The organism is Sphingobacterium sp. UBA7631 (genome assembly GCF_002483935.1).
Classification (GTDB): domain Bacteria; phylum Bacteroidota; class Bacteroidia; order Sphingobacteriales; family Sphingobacteriaceae; genus Sphingobacterium; species Sphingobacterium multivorum.
Window position 1 is genome coordinate 1 of record NZ_DLIX01000002.1, and the last position, 18,265, is coordinate 18,265.

Annotated in this window: 16 protein-coding genes; 7 read left to right on the forward strand and 9 right to left on the reverse strand. The window is 39.9% G+C overall.

Features of this window, described 5'->3' with window-relative positions; translation table 11 throughout:
• The first annotated feature begins 524 nt into the window (after positions 1 to 524).
• Positions 525 to 1,412, forward strand: a complete 888-nt coding sequence (locus B3P16_RS00290; RefSeq protein WP_286832135.1) for a DUF4886 domain-containing protein — start codon at positions 525 to 527, stop codon at positions 1,410 to 1,412.
• A gap of 7 nt (positions 1,413 to 1,419) precedes the next feature.
• Positions 1,420 to 1,920 carry a DinB family protein gene (locus tag B3P16_RS00295; protein ID WP_286840857.1) on the forward strand — a complete coding sequence of 167 codons (501 nt, stop codon included), beginning with the start codon at positions 1,420 to 1,422 and terminating at the stop codon, positions 1,918 to 1,920.
• Between the two features lie 77 nt (positions 1,921 to 1,997).
• Here the strand turns inward: B3P16_RS00295 and sucD are convergent, their stop codons facing one another.
• Together sucD and B3P16_RS00305 are read right to left on the reverse strand one after the other, a co-directional pair.
• Positions 1,998 to 2,870: a succinate--CoA ligase subunit alpha gene (sucD, locus tag B3P16_RS00300; protein WP_046671644.1), complete on the reverse strand. Its 873-nt coding sequence runs from the start codon at positions 2,868 to 2,870 to the stop codon at positions 1,998 to 2,000.
• Positions 2,871 to 2,960: 90 nt separating this feature from the next.
• Positions 2,961 to 3,494: an RNA methyltransferase gene (locus B3P16_RS00305; RefSeq protein ID WP_046671645.1), complete on the reverse strand. Its 534-nt coding sequence runs from the start codon at positions 3,492 to 3,494 to the stop codon at positions 2,961 to 2,963.
• 113 nt (positions 3,495 to 3,607) lie between these two features.
• On the opposite strand from B3P16_RS00305, the gene rpsT reads away from it, so the two are divergent.
• The gene (gene rpsT, locus B3P16_RS00310) at positions 3,608 to 3,862 is read left to right on the forward strand and encodes a 30S ribosomal protein S20 (protein ID WP_046671646.1); all 255 of its coding nucleotides are present in this window, start codon (positions 3,608 to 3,610) and stop codon (positions 3,860 to 3,862) included.
• A gap of 149 nt (positions 3,863 to 4,011) precedes the next feature.
• Here the strand turns inward: rpsT and B3P16_RS00315 are convergent, their stop codons facing one another.
• Both B3P16_RS00315 and B3P16_RS00320 read right to left on the reverse strand, forming a co-directional pair.
• Complete coding sequence (locus B3P16_RS00315) at positions 4,012 to 4,863, reverse strand: 3-keto-disaccharide hydrolase (RefSeq protein ID WP_046671647.1); 852 nt, start codon at positions 4,861 to 4,863, stop codon at positions 4,012 to 4,014.
• Between the two features lie 39 nt (positions 4,864 to 4,902).
• On the reverse strand, positions 4,903 to 5,736 hold the full coding sequence (locus B3P16_RS00320; protein WP_112373721.1) for an AraC family transcriptional regulator: 834 nt from the start codon (positions 5,734 to 5,736) through the stop codon (positions 4,903 to 4,905).
• 433 nt (positions 5,737 to 6,169) lie between these two features.
• Between B3P16_RS00320 and B3P16_RS00325 the strand changes: the two genes are divergently transcribed.
• Positions 6,170 to 7,666: a succinate CoA transferase gene (locus B3P16_RS00325; RefSeq protein ID WP_286840860.1), complete on the forward strand. Its 1,497-nt coding sequence runs from the start codon at positions 6,170 to 6,172 to the stop codon at positions 7,664 to 7,666.
• Between the two features lie 127 nt (positions 7,667 to 7,793).
• Here the strand turns inward: B3P16_RS00325 and B3P16_RS00330 are convergent, their stop codons facing one another.
• Both B3P16_RS00330 and B3P16_RS00335 read right to left on the reverse strand, forming a co-directional pair.
• Complete coding sequence (locus tag B3P16_RS00330) at positions 7,794 to 8,549, reverse strand: DNA alkylation repair protein (protein WP_286766980.1); 756 nt, start codon at positions 8,547 to 8,549, stop codon at positions 7,794 to 7,796.
• 16 nt (positions 8,550 to 8,565) lie between these two features.
• Complete coding sequence (locus B3P16_RS00335; protein ID WP_286768871.1) at positions 8,566 to 9,063, reverse strand: DinB family protein; 498 nt, start codon at positions 9,061 to 9,063, stop codon at positions 8,566 to 8,568.
• A 319-nt stretch (positions 9,064 to 9,382) separates the two neighbouring features.
• On the opposite strand from B3P16_RS00335, the gene B3P16_RS00340 reads away from it, so the two are divergent.
• The 3 genes from B3P16_RS00340 to B3P16_RS00350 all read left to right on the forward strand — a co-directional run bounded on the left by B3P16_RS00340 (position 9,383) and on the right by B3P16_RS00350 (position 13,848).
• Positions 9,383 to 10,429: an alpha-L-fucosidase gene (locus B3P16_RS00340; protein ID WP_286840862.1), complete on the forward strand. Its 1,047-nt coding sequence runs from the start codon at positions 9,383 to 9,385 to the stop codon at positions 10,427 to 10,429.
• 97 nt (positions 10,430 to 10,526) lie between these two features.
• Positions 10,527 to 12,917, forward strand: a complete 2,391-nt coding sequence (locus B3P16_RS00345) for a PDZ domain-containing protein (protein WP_286840864.1) — start codon at positions 10,527 to 10,529, stop codon at positions 12,915 to 12,917.
• A gap of 499 nt (positions 12,918 to 13,416) precedes the next feature.
• Positions 13,417 to 13,848 (forward strand): hypothetical protein, encoded by a 432-nt coding sequence (locus tag B3P16_RS00350; protein WP_286840865.1) that lies wholly within the window; start codon positions 13,417 to 13,419, stop codon positions 13,846 to 13,848.
• A 104-nt stretch (positions 13,849 to 13,952) separates the two neighbouring features.
• Here B3P16_RS00350 and B3P16_RS00355 read toward each other — a convergent pair whose 3' ends face one another.
• The 3 genes from B3P16_RS00355 to B3P16_RS00365 all read right to left on the reverse strand — a co-directional run bounded on the left by B3P16_RS00355 (position 13,953) and on the right by B3P16_RS00365 (position 18,265).
• Positions 13,953 to 15,245 (reverse strand): hypothetical protein, encoded by a 1,293-nt coding sequence (locus B3P16_RS00355; protein WP_286840867.1) that lies wholly within the window; start codon positions 15,243 to 15,245, stop codon positions 13,953 to 13,955.
• A gap of 271 nt (positions 15,246 to 15,516) precedes the next feature.
• A complete protein-coding gene (locus B3P16_RS00360; protein WP_201639702.1) occupies positions 15,517 to 16,410 on the reverse strand; it encodes a discoidin domain-containing protein in 894 nt (297 codons plus the stop codon).
• A 22-nt stretch (positions 16,411 to 16,432) separates the two neighbouring features.
• Positions 16,433 to 18,265, reverse strand: coding sequence for a RagB/SusD family nutrient uptake outer membrane protein (locus tag B3P16_RS00365; RefSeq protein ID WP_286840869.1), 1,833 nt, complete (start codon positions 18,263 to 18,265; stop codon positions 16,433 to 16,435).

The window sequence follows — 18,265 nt, forward strand, 5'->3', positions numbered from 1 at the left end:
TCAAGGGCTTCTTTCGTTTAGCTACCTGCCTGTACTTCCCCGACCAGCCCTGCCCTCTAGCCTTTACTGTTAAAACAGCGGATGGTGCAGTAGTATGACCATCGATGACTGTAGTTCAGTTTACAACTGTGCTGTAATGGTATGGAGCATCCTCGGAGTCAGGGGCATGCAACCGTCACCGTGGTCTATCGTATGGTAAATCGACGTAGCCAGCAGGGGTATGCAGTCGTCACTGTGGTCTAGCGGTACTGTGTAGCGTCTGTTCCAAAACTTTCGTATCTGAGTTTTTTTTATATTGCTAGAAGTATTATTGGCCACATTTGGTATGCTGTAGCGTCATAGTCACGGGGTATTGTAAGCCAAGTGGACAACGGTCGCACAAAAGCTACTTGTAATGACCATTAGCCTACCTTGTCCGAACTGTTATCCTGATAGCTTGCAAATGGGATAAAATCTCTCTTTCTGGGGATATCATTCGCATTTCTACGAGATATTATCTAATTTAGTTGTTATTGCATTATATTATGATAAAAGTAAAACAGGTATTGGTGTTCGGTTTTTTAATCGTGTTTTTTTTGAAGAATAATCGATTAAATGCACAAAATAAATCTTTAGATGATGGTGTGCTACGAATATTGGCCATCGGTAATAGTTTCTCGGAAGATGCTATTGAACAGAATTTATATGAATTGGCGAAAGCTGGGAAAAAAAAGATAGTAATCGGCAATCTCTATATTGGGGGGGCTCCTTTAAGTTTACATGTTAGCAACGCAAAAGAGGATAAGCCGGCTTATCGCTACCGTAAAATCAATCTTGACGGGCAGATGTCGGAGAAAGCAAATGAGCGCTTATCTGAAGCGCTTGTAGATGAGGCTTGGGATTATATTAGCTTTCAGCAAGCAAGTCCGCTATCAGGAGATTATGATTCGTATGCGAAGGATCTGCCGCTCTTATATGATTATGTAACAAAACATATTTTATTTCCTGAAACCAAGTATATATTACATCAAACCTGGGCGTATCAGAACGGTTCATCACATGAAGGTTTTGTTCGCTATAACCGTAGCCAAGATAGCATGTATAGGGCTATTGCCAACACTTCGCAGGAGGTGTTTAACTGGGGTAATTTCGATCTTTTGATTCCTTCGGGTACAGCTGTTCAAAATGCGCGTTCGAGTTTTATAGGTGATCATTTTACACGTGATGGCTATCACTTAAATCTGAACTACGGACGTTTCGTTGCTGCCTGTACCTGGTACGAGGCGTTATTTCATGAAAATGTACTCAACAATACATTTTTACCGCTCAAGGTAACCTATGTAGAGGGAGAAATTGCGCGAGCAGCAGCACATAAGGCTGTGGAATCACCCTATGCTGTTACCGTATTAAAAGATTTTCAATTCATGAATTAATATTTATATGAGTATCAAAAAGAGCTATTTGATCGAATTGGATCACGAAACAAAAAATACCAAACGTATTCTAGAACGCATACCAGACGATAAATTGGATTGGCGTCCACACGAAAAATCGATGAGTCTGGGAGAACTAGCTGCTCACATTGTTGGACTACATAATTGGGTACACCAAGCAATACCAAAAGATGTATTTGATTTTAAAGTGGATTATCAGCCCATTAAAGTATCTTCTGTAGAAGAATTAAAAGAGATATTAACAATAGGCCTGGAAAATAATAAGGCCGCAATTGAAGACATAAAGGAAGAAGACTGGTTTAAAGATTGGGTGTTACAATCGGGTGATTATCTCATTGCACGTTTACCACGAGCCGGAGCAATACGTTTTATTGTCAATAATCATATTGTTCATCATCGTGGCCAGTTGACGGTTTATTTTCGATTATTGGATATTGCTGTACCGGGCTTATATGGACCATCGGCAGACGAAGCAATGCCTAGTTGATGTTGTAATGTAATTATATAGGTATAAAAAAAGGGAATCAAATTTGATTCCCTTTTTTTATATGTTCGATGGTCTAATTATTTAGCCAATTCTTCTGCGATTGCTTTTCCAATTTCAGCCGGAGACTCAACAACACGAATACCACACTCACGCATAATTTTCATTTTTGCTGCAGCAGTGTCATCTGCACCACCTACAATTGCACCAGCGTGTCCCATACGACGTCCTGGAGGCGCTGTTTGACCTGCGATAAATCCAACAACAGGCTTAGTACCGTGTTCTTTGATCCAACGAGCAGCTTCAGCTTCCATTCCACCGCCGATTTCACCAATCATGATGATCGCTTCAGTTTCAGGGTCGTTCATTAATAATTCAACAGCTTCTTTCGTTGTCGTACCAATGATAGGGTCACCACCAATTCCGATTGCTGTTGTGATACCTAATCCTGCTTTTACAGTTTGATCTACGGCTTCGTAAGTTAAAGTTCCTGATTTAGAAACAACACCCACATTACCTTTTTTGAAGATAAATCCTGGCATGATACCGATTTTAGCTTCTCCTGCAGTGATAATACCTGGGCAGTTAGGACCGATCAAACGAGAGTTTTTGTCGCTCAAGTAAGATTTTACTTGGATCATATCTTTTGTTGGGATACCTTCTGTAATACAAACAATCACTTCGATACCAGCAGCGGCAGCTTCCATGATCGCATCTGCAGCAAATGCTGGAGGTACAAAAATAATAGAAACATTAGCTCCTGTAGCGTCTACTGCATCTTGCACAGTATTGAATACAGGACGGTCTAAGTGTTGTTGACCACCTTTACCAGGAGTAACACCACCAACTACATTTGTTCCGTACTCAATCATTTGAGTAGCATGGTAAGTACCTTCGTTTCCAGTGAAACCTTGAACGATTACTTTTGAATCTTTATTAACTAATACACTCATTTCTTCTTTAAATTTTGCACACAAATCTACTATTTTGCTTTCTAAAATGGAAGCAATGTGAATAGGAATGTGACCTTTATTGATAAATTTTTAATTGAAATTGCGTTTTTGGATAAAATCCCAAAGAATAATGCCAATTGCGACAGATACATTTAAGGAATGTTTGGTCCCGTATTGGGGGATTTCGATGCAGGTATCAATTTTTTCCATGACATCCTCATCTACTCCATTAACCTCATTTCCAAAAATCAGCGCATACTTTTTGTCATTTTCTGGTTCAAACTGATGTAACATAACACTATCATCTGCTTGCTCGATGGCAATAATGACATAGCCTTCTGTCCGAAGCTGATCTACAACAGCTGAGGTATCTCTGTGGTATTCCCAAGCGACCGATTGGGTTGCCCCGAGGGCAGTCTTTTCGATTTCACGATGAGGAGGTGTGCCGGTAATGCCACACAGGTATATTTTTTCAATAGCAAATCCGTCTGCAGTACGGAAGGCCGAGCCCACATTATGCATGCTCCGTACATTGTCCATAACGATTGTGATAGGAGTTTTTTCTTGTTTTTTAAACGATTCAACGTCTGTACGTTGAAGTTCATCCATCGATAATTTTTGCATGTCGCAAATATACTAAACCTAAAAAATAAAATAGATTTTGAATATTGAAAATAAGGTGTTATTTTTGCAGTCCGAATTACAAGAAAAAATTGAATAAAAATTAGCTAAAAAAAATGGCAAATCATAAATCAGCGATCAAAAGAATTAGAGCAAACGCTACTAAACGTTTAAGAAACCGTTACCAAGCAAAAACTACACGTAACGCAATCAAAAAATTACGTCATACTACTTCTGCAGAAGAAGCAAAAACATTGTTACCACGCGTAATTTCTATGCTTGATCGTTTGGCAAAGAAAAATGTGATCCACAAGAAAAAAGCTTCTAACAACAAATCGAAGTTAACAAAATTTGTTAACGGTTTAGCGTAAGCTTTTCGTATAGATTTAGAGGGGTACAGCTCGCTGTATCCCTTTTCTTTATGTTATATACTTTGGATTTCTCTTTCCAAGCGAATAGTAAATAAAAAAGCATCGAATACCGATGCTTTTTTATTTTAAAACTGAAATTTGCAGTGTATTTATTGCTGTAAATTTGGAAGTAGCTCTGCGATGACCTTTTTCAATTTGTTGGGATCTTTCATGTAAGGTTCTAAATCGTAAAGTTCCACTTTTTTGAAATCAATGGGATGGCTCTCACTCTGAAGTGAAATAGTACCCTTGTTTAAAAGCTGTCCATCTTTCTTCACTTTGGGATCGAAACCACTTACATTGCCGCCACCAATTTGGGGTTTAGTATACTGTAATACGACCTTGTTTTCAAGGATATGTTGCACAAGAGAGTCTCCCAACACCAAGAAATCAGCAGTTACCCATTGATCTCCAGCATAGGTTTTTGATGTTGAGCTGATGCAATGTGGTGTGAATAGCTTATTGTCGATCACAACGTTTGTGCCTGGTGTACAAAGATTACTTGTGGTCCGTTCGTCCTTGCCATTTCCACCCAGCAGTTGCCCTTCGATAGATATTGGAAAGTCTTGATCCACACCCATGGTATTAGGATCCTGTCCATGTAGCATGGCTCCGCTATTACGCCAAGCCCAACCTTCTCCACCATTTACCTGTTCACCGACAAATCTGTAAGTGACGCGCAACAAATACGCTGAGAATTCTTTATTGTAGAACAGATGGCCATACTGAAAATTGAAATTATCATAACCATCATATCTTACCTTGAGTAAACCGTCTTCTACACGAAATGTATTTTTATAATTATCGCCAACTTTGTGGTTTCTGATTTTTGGAGTCCAGTTCTTCAAATCTTTCCCATTAAATAACTGAATGGGTTTGGGTTTCTTATCTTGAGATTTGGCAAATAAAGAAGTGCTAAGCAATAGGATTCCAGCACTGTAAATGATATGTTTGAATTTCATCCTGAATTAGGTTTATTGACCTAAATTAGGCAAACATTTTTAAATAAGCAATTCTTTTTGTTTCACATATTCGCTTGGACGGATGCCGACGACCTTATTGAATGTGTTACTAAATGTGGGAAGGCTATTGTATCCAACTTTGAGCGCAACTTCATTTACGCTTAGTTTTTCGTCTAAAAGGAGCTTAAGTGCGGTCAGCATTCTGAGGATCGTGTAGTATTGGATAAAAGACATATTTAATTCCTTTTGAAATAGTCTAGCCAATGTGCGTTCACTAATGTTAAATAATCCGGCAAGTTTTTTAAAGCTGACATTTTCCTCTATATTTTCTTCGAGGTAAGTGACAATATCCTTTAATTTCTGATGACTAGGATAGGGTAAGGCTAATGGAAGCTCATGCAGCGATAGTTCCGGCAGGATAAGCTTGAATGCTGTAGCGATACTATATTTAGGTTCTTCGACCGGAAAGATATTGCCATTCCAGCGGTTGGTAAACATAATCAGCTCTATCAAAAGATCATTTACTGGATAAATCCCCATTTTACTGTAGAAGGGGGCGTCATTAGCGGCTTTGGGAAAATATAAATTACGCATAACGACCTCAGGGGTACTTGGATGAATACTATGTTTTATGCCAGCAGGAATCCACAAATAATGACGAGCAGGTAGGAAATACGATTTTTCCTCTGTTTTAACAAATACGACACCGCCTTCTGTATATAGAAATTGATCCTTATCATGGCAATGTTCGGAAATATGGTTCTCTGCTATAATAGCGTGGTGACAGTAAATGCTATCTTCAAATGAGTCTACTTCCGTCATATAATAACGGTTGACATATTTGGCATCTGTACTTATATCTTGTGTATTCATTTTAACCTATAATACGATGTCACAAAGGTAAGACTTTTTTACTAGACCCCACCTTTACTTCTTGAAAGTGAGTGTATGCTTACGTTAAAATGGCAATTAATCGACTAGCGAGTTAGTCTTTACTTACTTTGGTTTTATTTTTATTGTTGTAAGTTGTTTGTTTTCAGTGTGATATATATTATACATGCGTGTGATATAAACTATTTTTTTATTATGATTTGTTGTATATTTTTGATTTGTAGTGCGTTGCGTATTTTTAGTCACCTTTGGATAATTTTGTGTCAAATGATAATAAATATGCAGTTGAAAAAAGTGCTAAAATTGTTTGGTTAAGAGGTTGCAAATTATAGCAAAGAACTTTTCAACGAAGGGAAATATATAGATTTCAATTTCTTAAGTTTACAATAATGGAATAAAATCAAACTATAAAAATATGGCTTACGAAAGAATAAAAGTTCAAAGCTTACATGATAAAGTGATTACAGCAGAAGAAGCTGCTAAACTATTTCAAAACGGAATGGTCGTTGGGTCGAGTGGTTTTACCAAGGCTGGAGACAGTAAGGTGGTGTTACCTGCCTTGGCTGAACGTGCAAAAGTGTATCCATTGAAAATAACCTTGATTACTGGGGCTTCGTTGGGACACGGAACGGACGGTAAATTGGCGGAAGCGGGAGCATTATCCAAGCGGATGCCCTTTCAGGTGGATCGTATTTTACGTCATAAAATTAATGCTGGAGATGTGTTGTTTATTGATCAGCATCTAAGCGAAACGGCCGAATTGCTGCACAATAAGAATTTGCCTCAGGTGGATATTGCTGTTTTGGAAGTAGCAGCAATAGAATCGGATGGAAGTATTGTTCCAACGACTTCTGTGGGAAATTCGGCAACTTTTGCTGCATTGGCTAAGCAGGTTATTTTGGAAGTCAATACTGCGATACCGGTGACTATTAAAGGAATACATGATATTTATCAAGCCGAAGATTACCCTCGGCGTAATGTTATTCCAATCGTAGCTCCAGAAAATAAAATTGGACGTAAAACTATTCCTTTGGACGCGAGCAAGGTGGTGGGAATTGTGTTTACGAATGAGCTTGATAGCCCTGCCGATATTGCTGAACCGGATACCAAAACAACAGCGATAGCGAAGCATATTTTGCAGTTTTTCGAAAATGAGGTAGCGCTAGGCCATTTGTCAGAAAGCTTGATGCCACTTCAAGCGGGTATTGGAAAAGTAGCTAACGCTGTTCTGACGGGATTTATACATAGTAAGTTCCGTAATCTAACGATGTTTTCTGAAGTGTTGCAAGATAGCACCTTTGACCTTATCGATGCCGGAAAACTGGATTTTGCTTCTGCTTCTTCAATTACTGTTTCCGAAGAGTGTTATTCAAGAGTGTTCGATCATTTGGATCGATACCGTGATAAAATTGTATTGCGCCCACAGAATATTTCCAATACACCTGGACTGATCAAACGTTTGGGGATTATAGCAATTAATACAGCCATAGAGTTTGATATTTATGGAAACGTAAATTCTACCCATACTTCAGGAACAAATATCATGAACGGTATCGGCGGGTCGGGTGACTTTGCACGCAATGCTTATTTGAGCATCTTTGTCACACAGGCGGCCTCTAAAGGAGATGCAATTTCTCATATTGTTCCTATGGTTTCCCATGTGGATCATACCGAACATGATGTCGATATTTTGGTAACAGATTATGGCTTGGCAGATTTACGTGGTTTAGCGCCTCGCGAGCGAGCGAAAGTAATTATAGCGAACTGTGTACATCCCGATTACAAAGAGCAGCTATTAGATTATTATAACCGCGCTTGTGAGAGAGGGGGGCATACACCACATTTGTTAGAAGAGGCTTTTAGCTGGCATATCAACCTTCGTGAAAAAGGAACAATGAAAAAAGACCAATAACCGAGGGCGTGGTTACATATGGACTAAAGGTTTATAGAAAGGCGAGGTTTAATTGTAGACTTCGCCTTTCCTGCTGTATAGTTCTTTCTTGATGTATAATTATCGCAAAGAAAATCACGCATTCATTTCATTGGTTAAGATGAATCGTCGTATCCTCCTGCCGATTCTGTTTAGTCCTCAAGTTGTGGCGATTGAGACCAATCGTAATTTTTGTCCGAAACCATTGTTTGGTTTCTGGCGATTCAATTGCTTTACTGTAGCAAGCAACAAGATCGGGATGGAATTTTGCTATTGTTTTGGCTCCCCAGCCAATTCCCTTTTTTACATGAAAATCTGTTGTGTTTGACAATGAAATCAGTAGGTTCAATAAAATGTTTACGTATGTGGCTGATAGGCCTTTTTTTACGGCATAATGTGTAGCTACACCAATTGTTCGGACAATCCATTTGTCAGAATGATGAGCTAATTCTTCTAATAGAGGTATTGCTTTTTTAGGCGAAGTCAACAGCGCATGACCAATTACGCGTTCGCCGATGATATCACAGACGTACCATTGATTACCTATGGTTATATAGGTACAGGCTTTATGGATGGATTGTTCGAAGTGTTCGGGGAGACGTTGCTGGAGAATTATTCCCGTTAAAACATAACTTCCCATTTCTGTTGTGGCAATGAGACGATCTGTTAAGTGTAACTGCTCGGTTTCAGGTAGGAATAGCATAATTTCCCTGGCCGCAAACTCCAGAAGGGGAAAACGAACTTTCTTTTTCAGTAAACACGCTTGTAAGCTTAACATAAAAGATTCTATACCAGATTGCTGTCCTTGCTGTTTCGCCGCTGCGACAATTTCTCGGATCTGTACTTTACTGGTAATTTTGTCCATGGCAGTGCTCAAATCCCTATTGTTGATCTTTATAAATATTCCAATAATTAAAGTCTGTCATTGGAGCATCCGTTATTCCAATAGCTCGGCCCATTGTAACGATCTGTCCCCTGTGATATGTTCCGTGGAGGATCAGCTGTTGTATGTATTCATACTTCGTGAAGTCGCATTGAAACCATGGTGATTCCACTTTGATATTTTTTTCAAGATCCAACTCGGTTAGCCTGTGTATGTAATCCACGAGTTGAGCTGAACTTCTTTGTAGTGCTTCAAATATTTCTTCTTTTGTGGCTCGCTTTTTCTCAAAATCAAAATCATTGCTTTCCGCAATGTGGCTCCACCAATATTCCTGTGTCTGCAAGATGTGATTTAAGGTCTTCAAAATGGTCGGGAAACTTGAAGGTACCTCTTGGTTAAGTTGGTCATCTGATTTATCAGCCAACCAATTGATGTATTTATTGACGACCCAGTTGTTATATTCAGCACTTTTTGTGATTAAGGTTTTTAAACTCATAATTTTAATCTATAGTATGGTGTTAAATGAAATATTTACTAAATATAAATCCTTTTTGGAATGAATTTACATTAAATTTTATAGTAGATAGCTTGTTTGATAAGCCGCTTTGAAAGTATTTATTTCTTATAAAATTGTGACTGGTACAGGCCTGTCCATTAAGCGTAACTTATTTGAAATAAATAAAAAGTATTCTTCATATTTTTTATATTTATTTTGCAATAGCAGAATGGTTTAGCATTTTGCAGAATGTGTGTGTGGCACCAACAGAAGATTTGACAGCTGCTTGAGCTTGTTGGATTAACCAATTAAAATAAATATGATAAAATCAACGCATTGTATTCTTTCTCTACTAGCCATGTTGTTTATGAACATGGGAAACGCCCAAGTTAATTATTTGCAGGAATCCAAAAAGGATTTTGATGAACGGATGCATTGGTTTAGGGAAGCAAAGTACGGAATGTTTATTCATTTTGGGCTTTATAGTCAACTTGGAGGGATGTATAATGGGGATTCAACCAAGGGATATGCCGAATGGATACAATCGGAAATGAATATTCCGAAGGCAGCATATTCGGAACTGATCAACACCTGGAATCCTAAGGACTTCAATGCGGATCGTATTGTTCAATTGGCTAAGGATGCTCGAATGAAATATATCGTCCTGACGACCAAACATCATGAGGGGTTTTGTCTGTGGGATTCCCCCTATACAGATTATGATATCGCTTCGACGCCAATGAAAGGAAGAGATCTCGTGCGGGAGTTGTCCATAGCTTGTAAGAAAGCTGGGATTAGATTTGGTACCTACTACAGTATTATCGACTGGCATCACGATTCGCAATATGTTGATCCCAATGGTAAAGGCGACTGGGGCCAGATTCTCATTAAGCCGGAACAGAAAGCCGCTTATATTCAATACATGAAAAATCAATTGAAAGAATTGGTTGTTAAGTATGATACTGACATCCTGTGGTTTGATGGGGACTGGGTGAATTGGTGGGATATAGCCGCGGGAGAAGATCTTTATCAATATCTACGCAAATTAAAACCCACTCTAATCATTAATAACCGCGTAGCAAAGCGGGATCAATTTAAGCGTGATTTTGGAACGCCTGAACAAGAACATCCTGGAACGTTACTGGATTACGATTGGGAAGCCTGTTATACCTTGAATAATTCTTGGGGATATAAAAAATCAGATAATAATTGGAAATCTCCTACAGAAGTAAATACTAAGCTGCGCGAGATAAATGAAAAAGGCGGGAATTTGCTGCTCAATATTGGACCTGATGCTAACGGAAATGTGCCGGCTGCCAGTAAAGAAATTTTGTTGAAAGCAACAGCAGAGCGAAAAAAGAACTAATCTGAGCGAATTTGCTGTTTATTGACTTATAGACCTTACTTTATAGCTGGTTTATAGTTGATATAATCCAGCTAAAATTATATGAACGATTAAAATTATGAAGATATCTTGTATGTTATTTCCAAAATTATTATTTATTGGCCTTACCGGTGTCGCTTCACTTAGCGTGCATGGGCAACAGTCTGGCTCGGTAAAACGTATTTACATCAGTACAAAAGGAAGTGATGAAAACCAAGGAACCATGGGCAGTCCCTATGCCACAGCTGAAGCCGCACTGCGATCGGTAGAAAAACAGAAACAAGGAAAAAATACACCAGACATCGAAATCATCTTTATGGCGGGCACCTACCAGCTGGATAAACCGATTGAATTGTCTGCCGGGGTATCGGGCACAAGAAGACAACCCTTGCTGATCAAAGCTGAGGAAGGAGCACAAGTTACGCTGAGTGGTGCCAAATCGCTTAACCTCAAATGGAAACAGGGCGATCATGGTATTTGGGAGGCTAAGGTCCCAAGTGGAGTAAACTTCCAAAGTCTATATGCAAATGATAAGCATCTTGTCCGGGCACGTTATCCAAACTACGATCCTACAGTCTTGCCATTTCAAGGCTATGCTGCAGATGCATTAAGTCCCGAACGTGTAGCAACCTGGAAGAACCCTAAGGGGGGAATTGTACATGCTTTGCATGCTGGTCGCTGGGGAGGGTTCCATTATCAGATTACAGGAAAAGACGGATTATCAACTGTTACACTTGAAGGTGGACAGCAAAATAATCGTCCCAGCAAAATGCACGAGACCTATCGCTTTGTAGAAAATATCTTTGAAGAACTCGATACCTTTCAGGAGTGGTATTTGGATGTGGAGAAGGCACGCTTATATTATATGCCTGCTAAAGGAATTAATCCCAACCAGCTGAAGTTTGTAGCGCCACAATTGGAAAATCTAATCTATCTTTCAGGTTCATCTTTCAGTCCAGTGCATGATATTGAGGTTAGTGGCCTTCGCTTCATGTATACTGCTCCTACCTTTATGAAAACAAGCGAACCACTCTTACGTAGTGATTGGACGATCTATCGACAGGGAGCAGTAAAGATTGAAGGTGCGGAAAACTGTATCTTCCGCGCGAATGATTTTATCGCTTTGGGCGGCAATGCAATATTTGTTAATAATTACAATCGCGGGGTCAAAATCGAAGGCAACCGGATTGAACAGATCGGTGCAGGAGCGATCAATTTTGTAGGAGATCCAGCGGCAGTACGCTCACCGGAATTTCGATATGAAAAATTTGTCCCATTTGACCAAATGGATACCATCGAAGGGCCAAAAACCAATAATTACCCCATGGACTGTGAGGCAAGTGACAACCTGATCCATGACATTGGCTTGATCGAAAAACAAGTGGCAGGTGTACAGGTCTCCATGGCTGAATCGCTACGAATTTTGCATAATACCATTTACAATGTTCCTCGAGCAGGTATTAATGTAGGTGATGGGACTTGGGGCGGTCATGAGATCGCTTACAATGATGTTTTTAATACAGTCCTGGAAACCAGCGATCACGGTGCCTTCAACTCATGGGGGCGCGACCGATTTTGGCATCCCAATCGAAAGGAGATGGATGAACTGACGGGGAAACATCCCAATTTAATATTGCTGGACGCAGTCAAAACAACCAAAATTCATGATAATAGATTTCGCTGTGATCACGGTTGGGATATTGATTTGGATGACGGATCTTCCAATTATGAAATTTACAATAACCTTTGTTTAAGTGGAGGACTAAAACTAAGAGAAGGGTTTTATCGCAAAGTGTACAACAACGTGATGATCAACAATGGTTTTCATCCTCATGTATGGTTTCAGCATAGTCACGATGTATTCCGTAATAATATCGTGATGGAGTCCTATCAGGATATACAGGTCAAGTATTGGGGGGAAGAGGTAGACCATAATATTTACGGACGGCAGGATGACCTCGACAAAGATCGAGCAAAAGGCATAGAAAAACATGGTCGGGTTATTCAATTGAACTTTACGAATCCCGCACATGGTGATTTCCGGTTGAAAAACTGGAAGGATCAGGATTTTAAAAATTTTGACATGCTGCATTTTGGCGTTACCAGTAAAAAACTTAAAACTCTTGCCGCTAGTCCTGAAATACCTCAGTTGATCCAATCCGAAGCAAAGGAGCAGGGGAGCAGATGGTCCTGGAAGTCGGGGGTATTTAAATCAGTGGAGACTTTGGGGGAGCAGTCGGCCGCAGGCCTACCCGCGATAAACGGCGTGCTGCTGCTCGAGTTGGATGAAAAAGGCAATCTTTACAAAAGCGGTTTGCGTGTCGGCGATGTTGTATTGAATTATCAGGGCGAGAAAATAGATCAATTAATAGACCTGCAACAAGCGATAAAAAAGCATGTACACGCTGACCAGCCGAAGGTGTTCATTTTTAGAAACCAACAGCAGCAGGAATTAACCCTGCAGCTGTAGTAAATTTTCTATGGACTTATTGAAATATAGCATTGTACTTTGGTTTGTTGACATGCGATATAGCTATTGTGAGCAATTAGCAGTAAAACATGGCAGTTGTGATAGATCGATCATCTTATGACGATATTATTTTTTTGTTTATAATTTTTATTTCCATTGGGACTATTGAGCATCTTGGTCGTCATTATAACAGTGTGTTATCATTTACTGGGGTAGACACATGATATTAAATTCTTATTCGTATTAATTGATGTATAAGGCTGTACAGCACATGAGTGCTGGCAGCCTTATTGATTTAACTGTGCAATGGGTTTGACCAAAGGTAATCGCCGAACGATGAGCGAGGAAGTGAAGGTACAACACGGGTATTACAGCGAGGGGAGTCTTTGTGAGTATGGGATGGTTGAAACAAATTTCTTAAACTGGTTTAAGTTTGGACTGTTTTTGTTCTTTTAAATTTGGTTTATATCGTTTATACCCTATTTATATAATTCATACCATGTATAGTCAACTTTTTGTACGTTTAGCTGTATCTACAGCGTTTCTGTCTGCTGTCGCAGATCGTTTGGGGCTGTGGGGGGTACCGGGGGCATCACATGTTTCCTGGGGAAATTGGGCCAATTTTGTAGCCTATTCAAATACCCTTAATTTTTTTGTGCCTGAAACTTTCGGTAATATACTTGCTATCGGCGCAACATTATTAGAGGTTGTCTTAGCAATCCTATTGCTGATCGGCTATAAACTGCGTTTTACTGCATTCGTTGCCGGGATTCTACTGATCTGCTTTGGGGTGGTGATGACCCTCTCGTTAGGAATTAAATCGACGTTCGATTATTCGGTCTGGGTAGGAGCGGCTGCCTGTTTTCTACTGCGGACTGCCGATAACTTTCCCATTAGCATAGACCGGTATATTGAACTTCGAAAAAAGTAAATGGATGGGTAACTGAAGGGTCGAAGATTTGATCGTCTTAGAAATACGTTTTAAAAAGCATAAAAAATGCCGTCAAACAAAGGAGCTTAACGGCATTTTTTTGATTACATTTCCTTTAAATTTACCTCTTTCTTTTCACCGTCTTTGTCAATGGTGACGTGCTTTTCAACATTGGCTTTGTCGACATAGGATGATCTTGCCGTACCATAATTTGTCGTGGAACCTGTATAACCCCAATAGTTATAATAATTGGTGTAGCCTGATACATAGGAATAGTTGTAAGAATTGGTAAAATCGAAGCTCGCCATAATCACGTATGCACCTGGCATGAGATCTGCAAATTCGAAATGCCCCTCATCATCATACACCTTTGCTTTTTTAATAGCATAGCCAAAATCGGGATCCAATGGAACTTCCTGCACCTTTTTCTGTTTTCGGATCTTTTTATTGACTTCCAGCCATTCTTCGTAATAGGCGGAGTTGGCGAAGAGCGTAATTTCTGTACCTTTTGGGGCATATTGCTTTTTGGCGGTATTCACGAGTCCGCCAAGTTTTTTTCCGGAGCTAGATCGAGCGTAAGCCGTCCCGATAATAACACTGTTACCCTGGGAAATCTGTTGGGCAGCCTGTTCTTTGTTAAATCTATTTTTAATAGGTTGATAGTCCAGTTCTTCGTTTACGGTAATTTCCCATTTGCCGTTTCCCATGGACATTTCCCTTTGCCATAATCGGCGATCTTTCTTATCGATGACATAATTATAGATGGCTCCGGTACTTTCTTCTAAAAGTGTAACCAGCCAACTGTCGTGTTTACCTGTTTTTGGGGAGCCATAGCTGTAGCTTTTTACTTCCTTGATGGCATAGTCTTCGACGAAAATGTCCGAATCACTATTATAATAAAATTGCGGGATGCGCGCTTTATACCCTAGGTCTAAAGGGAAAGTTGAAATCAGGTGATCTGTCCAGTTAAAATCCACAAAAGGTCTAGTTGGCTGTAAGTTGATCTTTTTTTCCTTTTTCGTTTTCTTCGAATAATAATTACCTGTAATTGTTTCTCCAAAGTTGAGGTTTACTTTTGTTTCCTTGCCATCGCTAGAATAGCTGATAGACCGAAGTGTTTTTGCGTCGGCAGTCGTCGTGCGTATCGAAGTCCAGGCATTGTCTTTCGGAACATAGGTATTGGTTAAGGTCAGCTGATTGTTGGCCGCTACAATATCGTAGGTCAGTGATCCTTGTTTGTCCCAATTGTTGTCTTTAACATAATAGACCGTATACAGTGATTTTTCTGGTTTTATATAGTTGGTATTGATATCGCTGCTCCCAGGGGTGACGGTCTTTTGACATAATCCTACGGCTGGAAGTAAACCTACTCCCAATACAAAGGCATATAATTTCATATATGTAAACTATAGTTAATGAAAAAACAAGTTGTTTTCTTGTTCGATTTATTTATCTAAGGTAATAAAAAAGTTTTTTATTTTTTTGCTGGGGATCGCTTCTTCACATAGGCTGATGCTATAGCGGAAATTTAACCTCAGAGCATTTTGGAGCTTGTTTGAATGTTGATGATATACTAGAGCGAAAAGTAAAACGGAGGTATTTCTACCTCCGTCGTTGTGCTCTTTTGAGCACCATTGATGATTAGAAAAAAAATCTTTGTGATGATGGTCAATAATTATCTTCAGCTTCCTTTTCTTTGTCGATGATAGAAGAGCGCATCCGGTAGACATTCATTTCACCCAGATGGGTATAACTTTTCCCGCCGTTTTTAAGGATCATTAGCCGGAAAAATTTGGCCTTATAGTTTTTATCAAAAGCCAAACTTTGCTCTTCAGCTACATTTGATGTGGAAAGATTATCCTTTGATGTAAACACTCTTGTCCACTGCTGGCCGTCTGAACTTATTTCTATTCCCCATTGTTTCGGACGTCCGGCTTCGTCGCTATTGTTTTGTCTGAAGAAGTACTTTATGGCGCCAATCTCTTCTTCTTGGGGAAAATTTAGTTGGATCCAGTGCGGAAGAGGGGCTGTATTTGCAGACCATGCTGTATGCCAATATGTATTCTTATCGCCGTCAAATAAATTCTTTTTGGGTCCCTCGCTGTTTTCCTGCGTGTAGGTTTCTACCATATTATCGGTCACCTGTATTTTAGTTAACTCGTTCGGGAAATAGGTCACTTCCGAAGGCCTAACGATTGGCCGAACACTATTGCTGCTTATGATATCTCCCCCAATGCTTGTTTTCTTGTCTTGATTGAACAATTGGACGTTGAAGACATATTCATATTTGTTGATCAATCCGTCGATCCGCATGGTGTCGGCAAAAGAACTTATATTGATTTTATAGATTTTATCGGGATCTTTTGATCCCACTTTTTTATATGTGATCTGTCCATAAAGATAATTGTTATCTGAAGGAAGTTTCCATTTCAAAAGAGTCCCGCCAATACGTGGTTCAGCTTCAATCGAAACCAGTTGTGGTGGCTTGGTCATTTTTATTTCGTCTTTTTTACACGCTATTGCTAAAAAGAGTAGAGCGAATATTCCGATATTGTATTTCATCTTGTGCAATTCATTAAATTAATTAATAACCGGGATTTTGTACCAATTCCTCGTTTTTATTGATCTCTTCCTGTGGTATAGGCATTAAATAATTACGCTGACTAAAACTACGTGGAAAAACGACCGTTGTTATTTTGAAAAATTCTGTATCGGTAGCTCCTTGTATATTCATTCCTTTCGCCTGTTGGTTGAGGTATTGATCGGCGATCATCCAACGTCTTAAATCCCAGAAGCGATGGCCTTCCAAGTAAAGTTCAATAGTACGTTCTTGTCTGACGATGGAACGTAGTGTTGCCTGATTCGTTGCGCCGCCAATTGGAGCCCATGCGACATCAATTGTTGGGATGCCCGCACGGACCCTAACGCGGTCAATATATTGTTTGGCCGTATTCAGATCCTGACCGTATTCGATCAGCGCCTCCGCGTAGTTCAGGTACAATTCTGCTAGACGTATCACAGGCCATGGATAATTGACGGAGACCTGCAGTCTACTTTGGTTCAATTCGGGCGCAATACCTTTTTTGTTGAGATATCCTGTTGGTGAGTAGTTATTAGACCGTCCTTGGATGCCGCAATTGTCATTTTTCCGAAACTGAACTAGGATTTGATTGGCACTCCCTCTAACCACTTCATAGTAGCTGTTGTGATATGCAATCCAAGCATTGAAGCGCGGTTCTCTGTTTAGATTTAACGATAATGTATTGCCATTGGGTGTACTTGTTACAGCGTATCGTCCATTATAGTCATAATTGGGGTCTTTGTCAATCGGTAAACCATTTTTACTATAAAACGATTCGATCAGAGTGAGGGTCGGGGATACACCGTTATACGACTCACCTTGTGCGCCGCTAAGAAAGGGAGTAGATTTATTTTGAAAATCGTAGAGACCTTCCCGACGTGTTTCCGCCCAAATCACTTCTTTGGTATTGGCTTTGTCAATAAAAGTAAGGCGTAAGTCCTTTTCAATAGGATTAGCTGGTAGTACGGTATTGTAGGTGCTGTTTTTATACAGTGAAGCCCCACTTTGTTCAGCTGCATCAATGGCTTCTTTAGCCGCTAGGGCTGCACGGCGCCATTTTTCTTTGTCGAAGGTAGTACTGATCAATGCTGTGCCATCCAAATTTTTGAAATTGGCATAGAAGCTCTGTTTATCACTTCCACCGCCATTAAAGAGCGGTGATGCTGCATAAAGCAATACCCTAGCCTTTAGCGCTTTGGCAATAACCGAGGAAGCACGACCCCACTCATCCGCAGCACGAAGAGCAGGTAACTGTCCAGCTGTCTCATCCAGCTTTTTGATAATAAAATCAACGCAGGCATCATAAGTCGAACGTTTGGGATACGCTGAAGAAGGGGCATTGACGTCAAACTCTTGGTCTGCAATAACGACTGGACCGTACATCCGGACCAGTAAGAAATGATAAAAGCCGATCAGGAAATTGGCTTCAGCTTTATATTGTGCCGCCTCCTGTGGATCTATCCCAGGGACTTTATCTACATTGCGAATTAAGATATAGCATTGTCTTATTCCTTTGTAAAGGTTATCCCAGTAGGAAATGACAGGACTTGAGGCCGTATATTGCCCACGGGGAAATCGGGCGAAGGTTTCATGTTCAAAAGCAGTCGTTACCTCGTCAGAAGTCATCAAATCAATGGAAGAGGTCCCTACCCGTGAATTCGGAATCCACGCATAGCAGGAGTACAAATAACCTTTGGCTGAATTTGGATCACGAAAGGCATCTGCTTCGGAAGGACGCTCATCTGGGACGATATCCAAGAATTTGCTGCAGGAAGTGGTGGTCAAAAAAGTCGCGCATGCAAATAATGCAAGGTAGCCTATATATTTTCTTTTCAT

Coding starts and splice junctions, on each gene's coding strand:
- B3P16_RS00360 (WP_201639702.1), bottom strand. CDS start 16,410: ATGAAATACAATATCGGAATATTCGCTCTACTCTTTTTAGCAATAGCG.
- B3P16_RS00320 (WP_112373721.1), bottom strand. CDS start 5,736: ATGAATACACAAGATATAAGTACAGATGCCAAATATGTCAACCGTTAT.
- B3P16_RS00355 (WP_286840867.1), bottom strand. CDS start 15,245: ATGAAATTATATGCCTTTGTATTGGGAGTAGGTTTACTTCCAGCCGTA.
- B3P16_RS00350 (WP_286840865.1), top strand. CDS start 13,417: ATGTATAGTCAACTTTTTGTACGTTTAGCTGTATCTACAGCGTTTCTG.
- rpsT (WP_046671646.1), top strand. CDS start 3,608: ATGGCAAATCATAAATCAGCGATCAAAAGAATTAGAGCAAACGCTACT.
- B3P16_RS00365 (WP_286840869.1), bottom strand. CDS start 18,265: ATGAAAAGAAAATATATAGGCTACCTTGCATTATTTGCATGCGCGACT.
- B3P16_RS00325 (WP_286840860.1), top strand. CDS start 6,170: ATGGCTTACGAAAGAATAAAAGTTCAAAGCTTACATGATAAAGTGATT.
- B3P16_RS00335 (WP_286768871.1), bottom strand. CDS start 9,063: ATGAGTTTAAAAACCTTAATCACAAAAAGTGCTGAATATAACAACTGG.
- B3P16_RS00290 (WP_286832135.1), top strand. CDS start 525: ATGATAAAAGTAAAACAGGTATTGGTGTTCGGTTTTTTAATCGTGTTT.
- B3P16_RS00345 (WP_286840864.1), top strand. CDS start 10,527: ATGAAGATATCTTGTATGTTATTTCCAAAATTATTATTTATTGGCCTT.
- B3P16_RS00315 (WP_046671647.1), bottom strand. CDS start 4,863: ATGAAATTCAAACATATCATTTACAGTGCTGGAATCCTATTGCTTAGC.
- B3P16_RS00295 (WP_286840857.1), top strand. CDS start 1,420: ATGAGTATCAAAAAGAGCTATTTGATCGAATTGGATCACGAAACAAAA.
- B3P16_RS00330 (WP_286766980.1), bottom strand. CDS start 8,549: ATGGACAAAATTACCAGTAAAGTACAGATCCGAGAAATTGTCGCAGCG.
- B3P16_RS00305 (WP_046671645.1), bottom strand. CDS start 3,494: ATGCAAAAATTATCGATGGATGAACTTCAACGTACAGACGTTGAATCG.
- sucD (WP_046671644.1), bottom strand. CDS start 2,870: ATGAGTGTATTAGTTAATAAAGATTCAAAAGTAATCGTTCAAGGTTTC.
- B3P16_RS00340 (WP_286840862.1), top strand. CDS start 9,383: ATGATAAAATCAACGCATTGTATTCTTTCTCTACTAGCCATGTTGTTT.